The sequence below is a fragment of the Achromobacter sp. CF-sbj1-Ac2-l genome (assembly GCF_052698165.1).
The window spans coordinates 3,821,408-3,837,285 of the sequence record NZ_CP199855.1 but is presented as its reverse complement, the minus strand read 5'-3'; the positions used below and the strand labels follow the sequence as shown (position 1 = coordinate 3,837,285).

Here is a 15,878-nt window from a genome sequence, read left to right as displayed (position 1 = left end):
TACATATGCCTGAAAAAAAGGGATCGGCAGACGCAAAAGTGCTGCATTGCTCGTTTTGCAATAAAAGCCAGCACGAAGTCCGCAAGCTGATCGCGGGTCCGTCGGTATTCATCTGCGATGAATGCATAGACTTGTGCAACGACATCATCCGCGAGGAAGCGCAGGCTACCGCGCGCGCGGCGATTCGTTCCGAACTGCCCACTCCGGCTGAAATCAAGACGTTCCTGGACCAGTACGTGATCGGGCAGACCTCGCCCAAGCGCATGCTGGCGGTGGCCGTCTACAACCACTACAAGCGCATCCGCCACGGCGAGATCAAGGGCGACGAAGTCGAGCTGTCCAAGAGCAACATCATGCTGATCGGCCCCACCGGGTCGGGCAAGACACTGCTGGCGCAGACCCTCGCGCGCATGCTGAACGTGCCGTTCGTCATGGCAGACGCCACCACGCTGACCGAAGCCGGTTACGTCGGTGAAGACGTCGAGAACATCATTCAGAAGTTGCTGCAGAACTGCAACTACGAAGTCGAGAAGGCGCAGCGCGCCATCATCTACATCGATGAAATCGACAAGATCTCCCGTAAGTCCGACAACCCGTCCATCACCCGCGACGTGTCGGGCGAGGGCGTGCAGCAGGCCCTGCTCAAGCTGATCGAAGGCACCGTGGCCTCGGTGCCGCCGCAGGGCGGGCGCAAGCACCCCAACCAGGACTTCGTCCAGGTCGACACGACCAACATCCTGTTCATCGTCGGCGGCGCCTTCGACGGCCTGGAAAAGGTCATCCGCGACCGCACGGAAAAGTCCGGTATCGGTTTCTCCGCCTCCGTGCGCGCCAAGTCCGAGCGCGGCGTCGGCGAGCTGTTCTCCGAAGTCGAGCCCGAAGACCTGATCAAGTTCGGCCTGATCCCCGAGCTGGTCGGCCGCCTGCCCGTGGTCGCCACGCTGGACGAACTCGATGAAGCTGCCCTGGTGCAGATCCTCACCGAGCCCAAGAACGCCCTGCTCAAGCAATTCCAGAAGCTGTTCGCCATGGAAGGCGCCGAGCTGGACGTGCGTCCCGCCGCCCTCAAGGCCATCGCCCGCAAGGCGCTCAAGCGCAAGACCGGCGCCCGTGGCCTGCGTTCCATCATCGAGCAGGCCCTGCTCGACACCATGTATGACCTGCCGTCGCAAGGCAACGTCAAGCGCGTGGTGCTCGACGAAGGCGCGATCGAAGGCGAGGGCAAGCCCTTGCTGATCTACGCCGACGAAGAGGGGACGACCGAAAAGCCCGAGCGCGGGGAAGTCCGCGACGCCGCGGCCTGACGGATATTTCAAGAAAACCCGTTTCCGTAACGGGTTTTTTTGTCTCAGGGCCCCGATTGAACGCACACTCCCTGGGTGTGTGCAATAAAACTGGATACCGGCCGCCGTTTTTTTTGCGGTTTTGTTTATCCGGCCGCCGGGATCTTGAATTTTCGGCTATTGTTCCCATAACAGACGTAACTGACGGGGCTGTCCGGGTATACCCGGTCATCCTGTCCCCGATACGCCGAGTCATACCGAGGAACCTCCTATGTCTGCCAGCCAGACCCTGCCTTCCGACCCGATCGACCTTCCCCTGCTGCCGCTGCGCGACGTCGTGGTGTTCCCGCACATGGTCATCCCGCTGTTCGTCGGCCGTCCGCGCTCTATCCGCGCGCTCGAGGTTGCGATGGAAGCGGGCAAGAGCATCATGCTGGTGGCCCAAAAGTCCGCCGGCAAGGATGATCCCACCCCTGAAGACGTCTACGAGATCGGCTGCGTCGCCGGCATCCTGCAGATGCTCAAGCTGCCCGACGGCACCGTCAAGGTGCTGGTCGAAGGCACCCAGCGCGCCCGCATCAACAGCATCGAAGACGCCGACTCGCACTTCACCTGCCAGGTCACCCCGATCGAGCCGGACGCCGTCCAGGGCTCCGAGACCGAGGCCCTGCGCCGTGCGATCGTCGCCCAGTTCGAGCAATACGTAAAACTCAACAAGAAGATCCCCCCGGAGATCCTGACCTCGCTCGCCGGCATCGATGACGCCGGCCGCCTGGCCGACACGATCGCCGCGCATCTTCCGCTGAAACTCGAGCAGAAGCAAAAGATGCTCGAGATCGTCGGCACCTCCGAGCGCCTCGAAGGCCTGCTCACGCAGTTGGAAACCGAAATCGACATCCTTCAGGTCGAAAAGCGGATCCGCGGCCGCGTGAAGAAGCAGATGGAAAAGAGCCAGCGCGACTACTACCTGAATGAGCAGGTCAAGGCCATTCAGAAGGAGTTGGGCGAGGGCGAAGAGGGCGCCGACATCGAGGAGCTCGAAAAGAAGATCATCGCCGCGCACATGCCCAAGGAGGCGCGCAAGAAGGCCGATGCCGAGCTCAAGAAGCTCAAGCTCATGTCGCCCATGTCGGCCGAAGCCACCGTGGTGCGCAACTACATCGATACGCTCATCAACCTCCCCTGGAGGAAAAAGAGCAAGATCAACAACTCCATCGCCAACGCCGAAACGGTGCTCGACAACGACCACTACGGCCTGGAGAAGGTGAAGGAACGCATCCTCGAATATCTCGCCGTGCAGCAGCGCGTGGACAAGGTCAAGGCGCCGATCCTGTGCCTGGTCGGTCCTCCCGGGGTCGGCAAGACCTCGCTGGGCCAGTCCATCGCCAAGGCCACGAACCGCAAGTTCGTGCGCATGGCCCTGGGCGGCGTGCGCGACGAGGCCGAGATCCGTGGCCACCGCCGTACGTACATCGGCTCGATGCCCGGCAAGATCGTCCAGAACATGTCGAAGGTCGGCGTGCGCAATCCCCTGTTCCTGCTCGATGAAATCGACAAGCTGGGCATGGATTTCCGCGGCGATCCCTCGTCGGCGCTGCTCGAAGTGCTGGACCCGGAACAGAACCACACGTTCCAGGACCACTACATCGAAGTGGACTTCGACCTGTCGGACGTCATGTTCGTGGCCACCAGCAACACGCTGAACATTCCGCCGGCCCTGCTGGACCGGATGGAAGTGATCCGCCTGTCGGGCTACACCGAGGAAGAAAAGATCCACATCGCCCGCGACCATCTGCTGCCCAAGCTGATGAAGAACAACGGCGTCAAGGATACCGAGCTGACCGTCGATGACAGCGCGCTGCGCGACATCGTGCGCTACTACACCCGCGAAGCCGGCGTGCGCGCGCTCGAGCGCGAAGTGGGCAAGATCTGCCGCAAGGTGATCAAGCAGTTGCTCACCCAGAGCGACCGCGCCAAGGCCGAAGGCAAGACCTTCGAACTCAAGCCGGTCAACGTCACGGGCGAGAACCTCAGCGACTACCTCGGCGTGCGCCGCTACACCTTCGGCATGGCCGAAAAGGAAAACCAGATCGGTCAGGTGACCGGCCTGGCCTGGACGGAAGTCGGTGGCGACCTGCTCACGATCGAAGTGGCGGACATGCCTGGCAAGGGCGTGATCCAACGCACCGGTTCGCTGGGCGACGTGATGAAGGAATCGGTCGAGGCGGCCCGCACGGTGGTGCGCTCGCGGGCGCGTCGCCTGGGCTTTGCCGACAGCGTGTTCGAGAAGCACGACATGCACGTGCACGTGCCGGAAGGCGCGACGCCCAAGGACGGTCCGTCCGCCGGTATCGCGATCACCACGGCCATGGTGTCGGCCCTGTCGCGCATCCCGGTGCGCGCCGACGTCGCCATGACCGGCGAGATCACGCTGCGTGGCGAAGTCCTGCCGATCGGCGGCCTGAAGGAAAAGCTGCTGGCCGCCCATCGCGGTGGTATCAAGACGGTCTTGATCCCGGAAGAAAACGTCAAGGATTTGGCGGAGATCCCGGACAACGTCAAGAACCATCTCGAGATCGTGCCGGTCCGCTGGATCGACAAGGTGCTGGAACTGGCCCTGGAACGCCTGCCGGAGCCGCTGGCTGAAGACGAAGCGGTCAAGGAGCCGCTGGTCGCCAAGCCGGCCGAGCCGGGTTCGACGGATCCGGTGCTCAAGCACTGATGCCTGGCCCGAGGCGCCCCGCGAGGGGTGCTCGCAAAAAGAAACCCCGCGCAAGCGGGGTTTCTTTTTTGGCGCGTCCGTGGCGCCGGATCGGAAGCAGTGGGTCAGTGCAGCGTGTGCGGGCGGATCAACCCGACCGCGATGCCTTCCAGCGCGAATTCCTGGTCGGCCTCGACCACGATGACGCTGAAGTCCGGATTCTCGGGCAGCAGTTCGATGCGGCCGTTCTGGCGTTGCAGGCGCTTGACGGTGACGTCGTCGCCGAGCCGCGCGACCACGATCTGGCCATTGCGAGCCTCGGAAGCCTTCTTGACGGCCAGCAGGTCGCCTTCGAGGATGCCGGCGTCGCGCATGCTCATGCCGCGCACCTTGAGCAGGTAATCGGGCGTCTGCGCGAACAGGCTGGTATCGACGCCGATCTCGCGCTCGACATGTTCCGCGGCCAGGATCGGGCTGCCTGCCGCCACGCGCCCCACCAGCGGCAGCAGTAGCTGCGCCAGGCCGGGCAGGGGCAAGGGCGCCTGCGACGGTGTCGGCGAGTTGTCCTTCAGGCGGATGCCGCGGGAGGCGCCGGCGGTGAGCTCGATGGCGCCCTTGCGGGCCAGGGCCTTCAGATGGTCTTCGGCCGCATTGGGCGAGCGGAAACCCAGGGCCTGGGCGATCTCGGCGCGGGTGGGCGGAAAGCCGGTACGCGCGACGGTCTGCCGGATGAGGTCCAGGATTTGCTGTTGACGATCAGTGAGTTTGCTGGCCATGGCGGTGATCCGTTTGTGAGTCGGACTGTACATATATACAGCGGCATTCTGGGGGACATAACGCAAAAATGCAAGCGTTGATCCAACGCGGTTTTGTGACAGGCAATAAAAACGGGACCCGCAGGTCCCGTTTGGAGGTGCCGCTGTCGGCGCGTCTTACAGTACCGCGGCGATGCCCTTGGCCACCTGGTCGATGTTGCCGCTGTTGAGCGCGGCAACGCAGATGCGGCCGCTGGAGACGGCGTAGACGCCGTGCTCTTCGCGCAGGCGGTCGACCTGGGCCGAGGTCAGGCCCGAGTACGAGAACATGCCGCGCTGCTGCAGCACGAAGCTGAAGTCCTGCTTGCCGCCGTGTTCCTTGATCTTCTCGACCAACTGCTTGCGCATCAGGCGGATGCGGTCGCGCATGGCGCCGAGTTCCTCTTCCCACATGGCGAACAGCTCGGGCGAGTTCAGCACGGTGGAGACGATCGTGCCGCCGTGGGTGGGCGGATTGGAGTAATTGGTGCGGATGACGCGCTTGAGCTGGCTCAGCACGCGGGTGGCTTCGTCCTTGCTGCCGGCCACGACCGTCAGGGCGCCGACGCGCTCGCCGTACAGCGAGAACGACTTCGAGAACGACGAGCTGATGAACATGGTCAGGTCGAGGTCGGCGAACAGGCGCACGACCGCGGCGTCTTCACGCAGGCCTTCGCCGAAGCCCTGGTAGGCGATGTCCAGGAACGGCACCAGCTTGTTTTCCTTGACGACCGCGGCGATCTGCTTCCATTGGTCGAAGGTCGGGTCGACGCCGGTGGGGTTGTGGCAGCAGGCGTGCAGCACGACCACGGTGTTGGCCGGCGCGGCCTTCAGGGCGGCCAGCATGCCGTCGAAGTTCAGGCCGCGGGTGGCGGCATCGTAGTAGGCGTAGGTGCCGACTTCGAAACCGGCGCGTTCGAACAGCGCGCGGTGGTTTTCCCAGCTCGGATCGCTGATCAGGACCTTGGAGGTCGGCAGCAACTGGCGCAGGAAGTCGGCGCCGATCTTGAGCGCGCCGGTGCCGCCCAGGGCCTGGGTGGTCAGGACGCGGCCGGCAGCGGCCAGCGGGGAATCCTTGCCGATCAGCAGGGCTTGCGCGCCCTGGTTGTAGCCGGCGATGCCTTCGATCGGCAGGTAGCCGCGGGCGGCGGCGGCCTCGATGCGGGCGATTTCCGCCTTGCGCACGGCGCCCAGCAGGGGAATGCGACCCTGGTCGTCGTAGTACACGCCCACGCCCAGATTGACTTTACCGGGGCGGGTGTCCGCGTTGTATTGTTCGTTCAGACCAAGAATGGGGTCGCGCGGCGCGAGTTCGACGGAATCGAAAAGGGTGCTCATGGGACTCTGCTGAGGGTGAGTGGACGCAGTCGGAAGTGCTGTGGATAATGGGGGGTTTACCCTGGGAACAGTCTAGCATGCCTAAGAGCGCAATAGACCCGAGCGCGGCGGGTGCCGCAGCCGTTGGCTCCGTCACTGACGGGGCGGCCGATGTGGCCCCTGGCGCTGTCGCGGCGGCCCCTGGCCCGGGGTACGTCGATTACCCCGGCAGCCCGTTCCACCTCTACCAACCCTATCCGCCCGCCGGCGACCAGCCGGGCGCCATCGAAGGATTGGTCCAGGGCGTGCAGGACGGCCTGATGTACCAGACCCTGCTGGGCGTGACCGGCTCGGGCAAGACCTACACCATGGCCAACGTCATCGCCCAGTTGGGGCGGCCGGCGCTGGTGCTGGCGCCCAACAAGACGCTGGCCGCGCAGTTGTACGCGGAAATGCGCGAGTTCTTTCCCAAGAACGCGGTGGAGTACTTCGTCTCGTACTACGACTACTACCAGCCCGAGGCCTATGTGCCGACGCGCGACCTGTTCATCGAAAAGGACTCGTCGATCAACGAGCACATCGAGCAGATGCGCCTGTCGGCCACCAAGAGCCTGCTGGAACGGCGCGACACCATCATCGTTGGCACCGTGTCGTGCATCTACGGTATCGGCAACCCCGGCGACTACCACGCGATGGTGCTGATCCTGCGCGCCGGCGACCAGATCTCGAGGCGCGAGATCCTGGCGCGGCTGGTGGCCATGCAGTACACCCGCAACGACGCCGAATTCACGCGCGGCGTGTTCCGCGTGCGCGGCGAGACCATCGACATCTTCCCGGCGGAAAGCGCCGAGCTGGCGCTGCGCCTGACACTGTTCGACGACGAAATCGAAAGCCTCGAGCTGTTCGATCCGCTGACCGGCCGCATCCGCCAGAAGCTGCCGCGCTTCACCGTCTACCCCGGCTCGCACTACGTCACGCCGCGGGATACGGTGCTGCGCGCCATCGAGACTATCAAGGAGGAGTTGCGCGAACGCACCAAGCGCTTCGTCGACGACGGCCACCTGGTCGAGGCCCAGCGGCTTGAGCAACGCACCCGCTTCGACCTGGAAATGCTGCAGGAACTGGGTTTCTGCAAGGGCATCGAGAACTACTCGCGCCACTTGTCCGGCGCCGCGCCGGGGGAGCCGCCGCCCACGCTGATCGACTATCTGCCCGCCGATGCGCTGATGTTCATCGACGAGAGCCACGTCACCATCGGCCAGCTCAGCGCCATGTACCGGGGTGACCGCTCGCGCAAGGAAACCCTGGTGCAGTATGGCTTCCGGCTGCCGTCGGCGCTGGACAACCGGCCGCTCAAGCTCGAGGAATTCGAGGCGCGCATGCGCCAGTGCGTGTTCGTGTCGGCCACGCCCGCGGCGTACGAAAAGGAGCACGCCGACAACGTGGTCGAGCAGGTGGTGCGTCCCACCGGCCTGGTCGATCCGATCGTCGAGGTGTTGCCGGCGCGCACCCAGGTCGATGACCTGCTGGGACAGATCAAGGCGCGCACCAGCCAGGGAGAGCGGGTGCTGGTCACCACGCTGACCAAGCGCATGGCCGAGGACCTGACCGACTTCCTGACCGAGCACGGGGTGCGGGTGCGTTACCTGCACTCGGACATCGATACGGTCGAGCGCGTGGAAATCATCCGCGACCTGCGCCTGGGCACGTTCGACGTGCTGGTGGGCATCAACCTGCTGCGAGAGGGGCTGGACATTCCGGAAGTGTCGCTGGTTGCCATCCTGGATGCGGACAAGGAAGGCTTCCTGCGTTCCGAGCGCAGCCTGATCCAGACGATCGGACGCGCCGCGCGCAACCTGAACGGCCATGCCATCCTGTACGCCGACCGCATCACCGATTCGATGCAGCGCGCCATGGAGGAAACCAGCCGTCGCCGCGCCAAGCAGTTGCAGTTCAATGCCGATCACGGCATCACCGCGCGCGGCGTGCAGAAGGCCGTGCGCGAGCTGATCGACGGCATCGTCGCCCCGGTGCAGCACGACGCGCTGGAAGCCGCGGTTCCGGCTGAGCTGCTCAAGGACGAAAAGGCCCTGGCCCGCGAGATCAAGCGCCTGGAAAAGCTGATGATGGACCATGCGCGCAATCTGGAGTTCGAGCAGGCCGCGGCCGCCCGGGATGCGCTGACGGCGCTCAAGCAGCGCGTGCTGCTGGATGGCGCGGTATGAGGTAAATCGGTATCTAAATGTGTCTCTGCGCTGACAGTGTGCTGAATATTGGGAAAAGTCATCATGTTGTCAGCGGGCGTCCGAAATTTGCGCAAGGGATCCGTCCCAGGCCCTCCGGAAAGCCTCAAATATAGTTGTTAACTATATGATTTATAATGATTATTTAAGGCGGTGGCCCAGCGTGTAACGGATGGCGAAAACGCAAAAAAAGCTTGCCTTATCTCGGGTTTTCCCGCACACTTACTCCCATGATGACCAAGGTACTTTTCGTTTGCATGGGCAATATCTGTCGCTCGCCGAGCGCAGAGGGCGTGTTTCGCCATTTGGTGAACGACGCGGGTTTGGGCGATGTGGTTCGCATCGACTCCGCGGGCACGCACGCGTTTCACATCGGCGAGGCGCCTGATGCCCGGGCGCAGGCCGCAGCGCGCAAGCGCGGCTACGAGATCACGCACTGCGAGGCCCGCCAGGTCACCGCGGAAGACTTCCGCGACTTCGACCTCATCCTCGCCATGGATTGGGACAACCTGTCCGCCATGCAGCAGCAGTGCCCCAAGGCGTACCAGCACAAGCTGATGCTGTTGATGCGTTTCGCCAACGAGTTCGAAGAGGCGACCGTGCCCGATCCGTACTACGGCGGCGCCGACGGTTTTGGCAAGGTGCTTGACTACCTCGAAGACGCCTGTCAGGGCGTGCTTGAACTGGTCCGTAAGCGCGCTACCCAATACCAGGCGGCTTGAGCCTCCTGTGCGCCGGGGCGTCCTGTGGGGCGCCTGGCGATTGGTAGTGAAAAAACCGCGCGACAGCGCGGTTTTTTCTAGCCGGGAGCCATACCAAATTACTCGGGAATTTGCTATACTTGAGCCAATTACTCGGGTATTGACCGTCGGATTCGCCGGCGGCCATTGCCGAATCACAGGGAATTCACCATGCGGCTAACTACCAAAGGGCGTTTCGCCGTGACTGCCATGATCGATCTGGCTATGCGGCAGCATAGCGGCCCGGTCACTCTTGCGGCCATCAGCCAGCGTCAGAATATTTCGCTTTCCTATCTGGAACAGCTGTTCGGGAAACTGCGCCGCCACGAACTCGTGGACAGCGTGCGGGGCCCGGGCGGCGGTTACTCGCTTGCCCGCCTGGCGCGCAACGTGACCGTGGCCGACATCATCTTCGCCGTCGATGAGCCGCTGGACGCCACTAGCTGCGGCGGCAAGCGGGACTGTACGAGCGGCAACGACGGCAAGCCTGGCAAGTGCATGACGCATGAGCTCTGGGCCACGCTGAATCGCAAGATGGTCGATTACCTGGATTCGGTGTCGCTGCAGGATCTGGTCGATCAGCAGCGTGTGCGCCAATTGCAGGAAGCCAACAATCAAGCGCAGGCCTGCGCGGTGCGCGTGAATCGGGTGGGAGGCGCCAATAACGCCGCCAACGCCCCGACCACCACCGTCGCGGCCAATGCCACCGTATAAGCAGTAGGAGTTGTAGAGATGACCACCCGCCCGATCTATCTGGATTACTCGGCCACGACCCCCGTCGACCCGCGCGTCGTCGAAAAAATGATCCCGTGGCTGTACGAGAGCTTCGGCAATCCCGCGTCGCGCAGTCACTCGTTCGGCTGGGAAGCCGAGGAGGCCGTCGAACGCGCCCGCGAGGAAGTCGCCAAGCTGGTGAACGCGGATCCGCGTGAAATCGTCTGGACCTCCGGCGCCACCGAGTCGGATAACCTTGCCATCAAGGGCGCCGCCAACTTCTATGCCGAGCGCGGCAAGCACATCATCACCATCAAGACCGAGCACAAGGCCGTGCTCGACACCTGTCGTGAACTGGAGCGCCAGGGCTTCGAGGTGACCTACCTGGACGTCAAGGACAACGGCCTGATCGACCTGGATGTCTTCAAGGCGGCGCTGCGTCCCGACACCGTGCTGGTGTCGGTGATGATGGTGAACAACGAAATCGGCGTCATCCAGGACATCGAAACCCTGGGCGAGATCTGCCGCGAGAAGGGCATCATCTTCCACGTCGACGCCGCGCAGGCCACCGGCAAGGTCGAGATCGACCTGCAGAAGCTGAAGGTCGACCTGATGTCGTTCTCGGCGCACAAGACTTACGGCCCCAAGGGCATCGGCGCGCTGTACGTGCGCCGCAAGCCGCGCGTGCGCATCGAGGCGCAGATGCACGGTGGCGGCCACGAACGCGGTTTCCGTTCGGGCACGCTGGCCACGCACCAGATCGTCGGCATGGGCGAGGCCTTCCGCCTGGCCCGCGAGGAAATGGGCACCGAGAACGAGCGCATCCGCATGCTGCGTGATCGCCTCTGGGCCGGCCTGTCGCAGATCGAAGAGGTCTACCTCAACGGCGACATGGACCAGCGCGTGCCGCACAACCTGAACGTCAGCTTCAACTATGTCGAAGGCGAGTCCCTGATCATGGCGATCAAGGAACTGGCCGTCTCGAGCGGCTCGGCCTGCACCTCGGCCAGCCTGGAACCTTCCTACGTGCTGCGCGCCCTGGGCCGCAACGACGAGCTGGCGCACAGCTCGATCCGCTTCACGCTGGGCCGTTTCACCACCGAGCAGGAAGTGGACTACACCATCGAACTGCTCAAGAGCCGCGTCGGCAAGCTGCGCGATATGTCGCCGCTGTGGGAAATGGCCAAGGAAGGCATCGATCTGAATACCGTGCAATGGGCCGCGCACTGAGCGCCCGCGCCAAAGAATACGTGGAGAACTAACATGTCTTACAGCACCAAAGTCCTGGATCACTACGAAAACCCGCGCAACGTCGGTTCGTTCGACAAGTCGGACGACTCGGTGGGTACCGGCATGGTCGGCGCCCCTGCCTGTGGCGACGTCATGAAGCTGCAGATCAAGGTGAACGAAGCCGGCGTCATCGAGGACGCGCGCTTCAAGACCTACGGCTGTGGCTCGGCCATCGCCTCCAGCTCGCTCGTGACCGAATGGGTCAAGGGCAAGACGCTGGACGAAGCGATGAACATCCGCAACACGCAGATCGCCGAAGAACTGGCCCTGCCGCCCGTGAAGGTGCACTGCTCGATCCTGGCCGAAGACGCGATCAAGGCCGCCGTGCAGAACTACAAGGAAAAGCATTCGGTGCCCGCCGAAGCTGTTGCGAGCTGAACATGTCCGTTACCCTGACCCAACAGGCTGCCACCCACATCGGCCGCTACTTGCAAAAGCGCGGCAAGGGGATCGGCTTGCGCCTCGGCGTTAGGACGACGGGTTGTTCCGGCATGGCCTACAAGCTGGAGTATGTGGACGACGCGGCGCCCGAAGACCAGGTGTTCGAAAGCTTCGGCGTGAAGGTGTTCGTCGATCCCAAGAGCCTGGCCTACCTGGACGGCACCGAGCTGGACTACGCCCGCGAAGGCCTGAACGAAGGTTTCAAGTTCCGCAACCCCAACGAGAAGGCGACCTGCGGCTGCGGCGAGTCGTTCACGGTGTAAGTCTTGGCTGGAGACGATCACTTCAGCCTGTTCGGCTTGCCGGCACGCTTCGACCTGGACGCCCAGGCGCTGGAATCGGCGTGGCGCACCGTCGCCGCGCAGGTGCATCCCGACCGCTTTGCCACCGCCAGCCCCGCGGAACGCCGCGTGGCCATGCAGTGGGCGGCGCGCGCCAATGAGGCCTACCGCCAGTTGCGCGATCCGCTGTTGCGGGCGCGCTATCTGTGCGAGCAGGCCGGCGTGGATCTGCAGACCGAGAGCAACACGTCGATGGACACGGCTTTCCTGATGCAGCAGATGACCTGGCGCGAAATGATGGACGACGCGCGCAATGACGCCGGCGTGCTGGCCGAGCTGCGGACCGAGCTGGAGGATGCCCGGCAGCAGATGCGCGCCGCGTTGACGCGCCTGCTGGACGAACAGCGCGACTACGCCGCGGCGGGTCTCAAGGTGCGGGAATGGATGTTCGTGGAGAAGCTGGCGCAGGAGCTGGCCCAGGCCCATCCCGATTCCTAGTCCCCAGGATGGCCCGGCCGCGGGGCGCCCGGACTTCGCCGCCTACTGAGTAGAAAAAACAATCATGGCCTTATTGCAGATTTCCGAGCCCGGCGAATCGCCCGCGCCGCACCAGCGCAAGCTGGCGGTGGGGATCGACCTGGGCACCACCAATTCCCTGGTTGCCGCCGTGCGCAGCAGCGTCGCCGAGGTCCTGCCTGATGCGCAGGGGCACGTGCTGCTGCCGTCGGCGGTGCGCTATTTCCCCGGCGGCAAGGTCACCACGGGGCGCGAACCGCTGGCGCAGCAAGCCGAAGACCCGTTGAACACGGTGGTGTCGGTCAAGCGTTTCATGGGCCGTTCGCTGGAAGAGGCGCGCGCCACGCGCGCGCCGTACGAATTCGTGGACGCGCCCGGCATGGTGCGCATCCGCACCGCGCAGGGCGACCTGAGCCCGGTGGAAGTGTCGGCGCAGATCCTGGCGGTGCTGCGCCAGCGCGCCGAGGATGTGCTGGGCGACGACCTGGTGGGCGCCGTCATCACGGTGCCGGCGTATTTCGACGACGCCCAGCGACAGGCGACCCGCGACGCGGCGCGCCTGGCCGGCCTGAACGTGCTGCGCCTCTTGAACGAGCCGACCGCCGCGGCGATCGCCTACGGCCTGGATAACGCCGCCGAAGGCGTGTATGCCGTCTATGACCTGGGCGGCGGCACGTTCGATATTTCCATCCTGAGGTTGACGCAGGGCGTGTTCGAAGTGATCTCGACCGGTGGCGATACCGCGCTGGGCGGCGATGATTTCGATTCGCTCATCGTTGACCACGTGGTGGCGGCCGCGGGTGCCAAGGATCTGACGCACGCCGACCGGCGCGGCCTGCTGATGGCGGCGCGCGCCGCGCGCGAGGCGCTGTCGGATGCGCAGGACGCCAATCTGAATCTGACGCTGGCCAATGGCCAGGTCATCGATCACACGCTGACCCGCGAGCAGTTCGAGGCGCTGGCGCAGCCGCTGGTGCAGCGCACGCTGGAGAGCGCGCGCCGGGCGCTGCGCGACGCCGCGCTGAAACCCGCCGACGTGCGCGGTGTGGTGATGGTGGGTGGCGCCACGCGCATGCCGGTGGTGCGCGCCGCCGTGGGCGAGATGTTCGGCACCGAGCCGCTGACCGATCTGGACCCGGACCAGGTGGTGGCGCTGGGCGCCGCGCTGCAGGCCAATCTGCTGGCCGGCAACCGCGCCCCGGGCGAGGACTGGCTGCTGCTGGACGTGACGCCGCTGTCGCTGGGCCTCGAAACCATGGGCGGCCTGGTTGAGCGCGTGATCCCGCGCAACAGCACCATTCCGGTGGCGCGCGCGCAGGAATTCACGACGTTCAAGGATGGCCAGACGGCCATGAGCATCCACGTGCTGCAGGGCGAGCGCGACCTGGTGTCGGATTGCCGGTCGCTCGCGCGTTTCGAACTGCGCGGCATTCCGCCGATGGTGGCGGGCGCCGCGCGCATCCGCGTGACGTTCCAGGTGGATGCCGACGGGCTGTTGAGCGTGACCGCGCGCGAGCAGAGCACGGGCGTGGAAGCGGCGGTGTCGGTCAAGCCGTCGTACGGCCTGAGCGACGATGAGGTCGCGCGCATGCTGGCCGACAGCGTGGCGCAGGCCGACAACGATGCCCGCGCCCGCATGCTGCGCGAGCAGCAGGTGGAAGCGCGTCAGTTGGTCGAGTCGGTGCAGGCCGCGCTGGCGGTCGACGGCGACCTGCTGAATGCCGAGGAACGCCAACGGGTTGATGAATGCCTGCAGGCAGCCAGTCGCGCCCAGGAGGCGCAGGACGTGGACGCGGTGAAGGCCGCGGTCGAGGCCTTGTCGGCGGCGACCGATGAATTCGCCGCGCGCCGCATGGACCGCAGCATCCGCGCCGCGCTGGCTGGCCGCAAACTTGACGAAATCGCCTGATAAGACGCTATGCCGAAACTGACCGTATTGCCTCATCCCGACTACTGCCCCGAGGGCGCCGTGATCGAGGACGCGCCCAAGGGCGTGTCGATCTGCCGCATCCTGCTGGACAATCACATCGACATCGAGCATGCCTGCGAACTGTCGTGCGCGTGTACGACCTGTCACGTGGTGCTCAAGCAGGGTTATTCGTCGCTGGAAGACGCGACCGATGACGAAGAGGACCTGCTGGACAAGGCCTGGGGCCTGACGCCGACCTCGCGCCTGTCTTGCCAGGCGCGGGTCGAGGATGCCGATCTGACGATCGAGATTCCCAAGTACACCATCAACCACGCGAAAGAGGGCCATTGATGAAGTGGACCGATACCTACCAGATTGCCGAGGCGCTGGCGGACGCCCATCCGGACGTCGACCCCAAGACGCTGCGTTTCACGCAGTTGCGCGAATGGGTGCTGGCCTTGCCCGGTTTCAATGACGACCCGGAACGCAGCGGCGAGAAGATCCTGGAGGCCATCCAGATGGCCTGGATCGACGAGGCCGACTGATCCTCCAGCGAAACGCTCCTTCGGGAGCGTTTTTGCATTGGGGGCGCGGGCGGCGGGGTATCATCAAGACTCTTTCGTTGTCCTTGCCATCCGAGTCTACCGATGCCCGCTGCCCAATTGCGCTTTGGCCTGGCCGCCAACCGACTGCACCATGAATCGCCCGACGCCGCCTTGTTCACCTGGCTGCGGGCCTGTTCGTCCACCATCCGCGAACTGGGCGTGCAGTTGCATACCGTGGGGCGCACCCACGATGCCATCGTGCGCGAGGGCATGCTGCAAGGCTATTCCGGCCTGATCCGCTATCCGTATGGCCGCGAAGGCGGGTTGATGAAGCTGGTGGCGCGCGTCACCGAAGGGCGCGATGGGCAGGAGCCGTTCGATGGCGCGATTTACCTGATCGATCCGGTGGACCCGTCGTCGATCTTTCCGGAGGCGCTGGCGCTCAAGCGCCAGTGCATCACGCATGGCCGGCCGTTCATTTCAACGCTGGCCGGCGCCATCGAGTGGATGGAAGTCGAGCGCGTGCACGCGGGCCTGGCGCCGGACATGGCGGCGTCGCGGCTGTTCAATTACACCGGCCAGACGCTGGCGTTGATCGCGCACGATGCGCTCAAGGACGAGATGGTGGCGTTCGCGGCCGAGCACTTCGACGTGCTGTCGCAGTTTGCGCGACGCGTGGCGACCGGCACCACCGGTGGCCGCCTGAACGAACTGGCGTGGTCGCGCGGCTGGCCCAAGGACACGCCGTGGGTGCACCGCTACCTGAGCGGTCCGCTGGGCGGCGATGCGCAGATCGCGGAACTGGTGCTGGAGCACCAGTGCCAGCGGGTCATCTTCTTCGAGGATCCCCATGTGGCGCGCCAGCACGAGGCGGACATCCAGTTGCTGGAACGCGCGGTGCGCGTGGTGACGGAGTCGGCCACGTGCGCGACCTCGCCGTCGGTGGCGCGGCGCTGGGCCAAGGCGGTGGAATTGCGCGCCGGGCGCGCTTGAGCCGCCAGCGTGCCGTCGGGGCGCCCTTTGGGGCGCCTTTTTTATTGTCGTTTTCCCTGATGGGGCGGAGCGCTTGGGGGGCGCTGCCCGTGGGCGGTCTGTTGTAAACAG

15 protein-coding genes are annotated in these 15,878 nt (G+C 64.7%); 13 read left to right on the top strand and 2 right to left on the bottom strand.

Annotated elements, in window-relative coordinates:
• The first annotated feature begins 5 nt into the window (after nucleotides 1–5).
• Both clpX and lon read left to right on the top strand, forming a co-directional pair.
• Complete coding sequence (clpX, locus tag ACUDCK_RS17335) at nucleotides 6–1,304, top strand: ATP-dependent Clp protease ATP-binding subunit ClpX (protein WP_054502147.1); 1,299 nt, start codon at nucleotides 6–8, stop codon at nucleotides 1,302–1,304.
• Nucleotides 1,305–1,554: 250 nt separating this feature from the next.
• Complete coding sequence (lon, locus tag ACUDCK_RS17330) at nucleotides 1,555–4,005, top strand: endopeptidase La (protein ID WP_049073184.1); 2,451 nt, start codon at nucleotides 1,555–1,557, stop codon at nucleotides 4,003–4,005.
• A gap of 104 nt (nucleotides 4,006–4,109) precedes the next feature.
• Here the strand turns inward: lon and lexA are convergent, their stop codons facing one another.
• Both lexA and ACUDCK_RS17320 read right to left on the bottom strand, forming a co-directional pair.
• Nucleotides 4,110–4,760 (bottom strand): transcriptional repressor LexA, encoded by a 651-nt coding sequence (lexA, locus tag ACUDCK_RS17325; protein WP_064525933.1) that lies wholly within the window; start codon nucleotides 4,758–4,760, stop codon nucleotides 4,110–4,112.
• Nucleotides 4,761–4,916: 156 nt separating this feature from the next.
• Nucleotides 4,917–6,116, bottom strand: coding sequence for an amino acid aminotransferase (locus ACUDCK_RS17320; RefSeq protein ID WP_049073186.1), 1,200 nt, complete (start codon nucleotides 6,114–6,116; stop codon nucleotides 4,917–4,919).
• A gap of 77 nt (nucleotides 6,117–6,193) precedes the next feature.
• Between ACUDCK_RS17320 and uvrB the strand changes: the two genes are divergently transcribed.
• From uvrB to ACUDCK_RS17265, 11 genes are all read left to right on the top strand, one after another.
• Nucleotides 6,194–8,320, top strand: a complete 2,127-nt coding sequence (gene uvrB / locus ACUDCK_RS17315) for an excinuclease ABC subunit UvrB (protein ID WP_231132971.1) — start codon at nucleotides 6,194–6,196, stop codon at nucleotides 8,318–8,320.
• Between the two features lie 248 nt (nucleotides 8,321–8,568).
• A complete protein-coding gene (locus ACUDCK_RS17310; protein WP_006386176.1) occupies nucleotides 8,569–9,060 on the top strand; it encodes a low molecular weight protein-tyrosine-phosphatase in 492 nt (163 codons plus the stop codon).
• A gap of 189 nt (nucleotides 9,061–9,249) precedes the next feature.
• Nucleotides 9,250–9,792: a Fe-S cluster assembly transcriptional regulator IscR gene (gene iscR, locus ACUDCK_RS17305; RefSeq protein WP_026384517.1), complete on the top strand. Its 543-nt coding sequence runs from the start codon at nucleotides 9,250–9,252 to the stop codon at nucleotides 9,790–9,792.
• A gap of 18 nt (nucleotides 9,793–9,810) precedes the next feature.
• On the top strand, nucleotides 9,811–11,022 hold the full coding sequence (locus ACUDCK_RS17300) for an IscS subfamily cysteine desulfurase (protein ID WP_049073188.1): 1,212 nt from the start codon (nucleotides 9,811–9,813) through the stop codon (nucleotides 11,020–11,022).
• A gap of 33 nt (nucleotides 11,023–11,055) precedes the next feature.
• Nucleotides 11,056–11,460: a Fe-S cluster assembly scaffold IscU gene (iscU, locus tag ACUDCK_RS17295; RefSeq protein WP_006386173.1), complete on the top strand. Its 405-nt coding sequence runs from the start codon at nucleotides 11,056–11,058 to the stop codon at nucleotides 11,458–11,460.
• Nucleotides 11,461–11,462: 2 nt separating this feature from the next.
• On the top strand, nucleotides 11,463–11,786 hold the full coding sequence (iscA, locus tag ACUDCK_RS17290; RefSeq protein WP_006386172.1) for an iron-sulfur cluster assembly protein IscA: 324 nt from the start codon (nucleotides 11,463–11,465) through the stop codon (nucleotides 11,784–11,786).
• A gap of 3 nt (nucleotides 11,787–11,789) precedes the next feature.
• Nucleotides 11,790–12,302: a Fe-S protein assembly co-chaperone HscB gene (gene hscB, locus ACUDCK_RS17285; RefSeq protein ID WP_049073189.1), complete on the top strand. Its 513-nt coding sequence runs from the start codon at nucleotides 11,790–11,792 to the stop codon at nucleotides 12,300–12,302.
• 64 nt (nucleotides 12,303–12,366) lie between these two features.
• The gene (gene hscA / locus ACUDCK_RS17280) at nucleotides 12,367–14,229 is read left to right on the top strand and encodes a Fe-S protein assembly chaperone HscA (RefSeq protein ID WP_175166747.1); all 1,863 of its coding nucleotides are present in this window, start codon (nucleotides 12,367–12,369) and stop codon (nucleotides 14,227–14,229) included.
• Nucleotides 14,230–14,238: 9 nt separating this feature from the next.
• The gene (gene fdx / locus ACUDCK_RS17275) at nucleotides 14,239–14,580 is read left to right on the top strand and encodes an ISC system 2Fe-2S type ferredoxin (RefSeq protein WP_175166748.1); all 342 of its coding nucleotides are present in this window, start codon (nucleotides 14,239–14,241) and stop codon (nucleotides 14,578–14,580) included.
• Entirely contained in the window at nucleotides 14,580–14,774 is a 195-nt protein-coding gene (iscX, locus tag ACUDCK_RS17270; protein WP_020928322.1) for a Fe-S cluster assembly protein IscX, read from the top strand. Before fdx ends, iscX begins: the two co-directional genes overlap by 1 nt.
• A 102-nt stretch (nucleotides 14,775–14,876) precedes the next feature.
• Complete coding sequence (locus ACUDCK_RS17265; RefSeq protein ID WP_064525929.1) at nucleotides 14,877–15,767, top strand: methylglyoxal synthase; 891 nt, start codon at nucleotides 14,877–14,879, stop codon at nucleotides 15,765–15,767.
• The last annotated feature ends 111 nt before the right edge of the window (nucleotides 15,768–15,878 follow it).

Bases quoted from the DNA above. Each gene is read 5' to 3' on its own strand.
- iscU (WP_006386173.1), top strand. From the start codon at position 11,056: ATGTCTTACAGCACCAAAGTCCTGGATCACTACGAAAACCCGCGCAAC.
- uvrB (WP_231132971.1), top strand. From the start codon at position 6,194: ATGCCTAAGAGCGCAATAGACCCGAGCGCGGCGGGTGCCGCAGCCGTT.
- clpX (WP_054502147.1), top strand. From the start codon at position 6: ATGCCTGAAAAAAAGGGATCGGCAGACGCAAAAGTGCTGCATTGCTCG.
- ACUDCK_RS17300 (WP_049073188.1), top strand. From the start codon at position 9,811: ATGACCACCCGCCCGATCTATCTGGATTACTCGGCCACGACCCCCGTC.
- iscX (WP_020928322.1), top strand. From the start codon at position 14,580: ATGAAGTGGACCGATACCTACCAGATTGCCGAGGCGCTGGCGGACGCC.
- ACUDCK_RS17265 (WP_064525929.1), top strand. From the start codon at position 14,877: ATGCCCGCTGCCCAATTGCGCTTTGGCCTGGCCGCCAACCGACTGCAC.
- iscR (WP_026384517.1), top strand. From the start codon at position 9,250: ATGCGGCTAACTACCAAAGGGCGTTTCGCCGTGACTGCCATGATCGAT.
- ACUDCK_RS17310 (WP_006386176.1), top strand. From the start codon at position 8,569: ATGATGACCAAGGTACTTTTCGTTTGCATGGGCAATATCTGTCGCTCG.
- lon (WP_049073184.1), top strand. From the start codon at position 1,555: ATGTCTGCCAGCCAGACCCTGCCTTCCGACCCGATCGACCTTCCCCTG.
- ACUDCK_RS17320 (WP_049073186.1), bottom strand. From the start codon at position 6,116: ATGAGCACCCTTTTCGATTCCGTCGAACTCGCGCCGCGCGACCCCATT.
- fdx (WP_175166748.1), top strand. From the start codon at position 14,239: ATGCCGAAACTGACCGTATTGCCTCATCCCGACTACTGCCCCGAGGGC.
- hscA (WP_175166747.1), top strand. From the start codon at position 12,367: ATGGCCTTATTGCAGATTTCCGAGCCCGGCGAATCGCCCGCGCCGCAC.
- iscA (WP_006386172.1), top strand. From the start codon at position 11,463: ATGTCCGTTACCCTGACCCAACAGGCTGCCACCCACATCGGCCGCTAC.
- lexA (WP_064525933.1), bottom strand. From the start codon at position 4,760: ATGGCCAGCAAACTCACTGATCGTCAACAGCAAATCCTGGACCTCATC.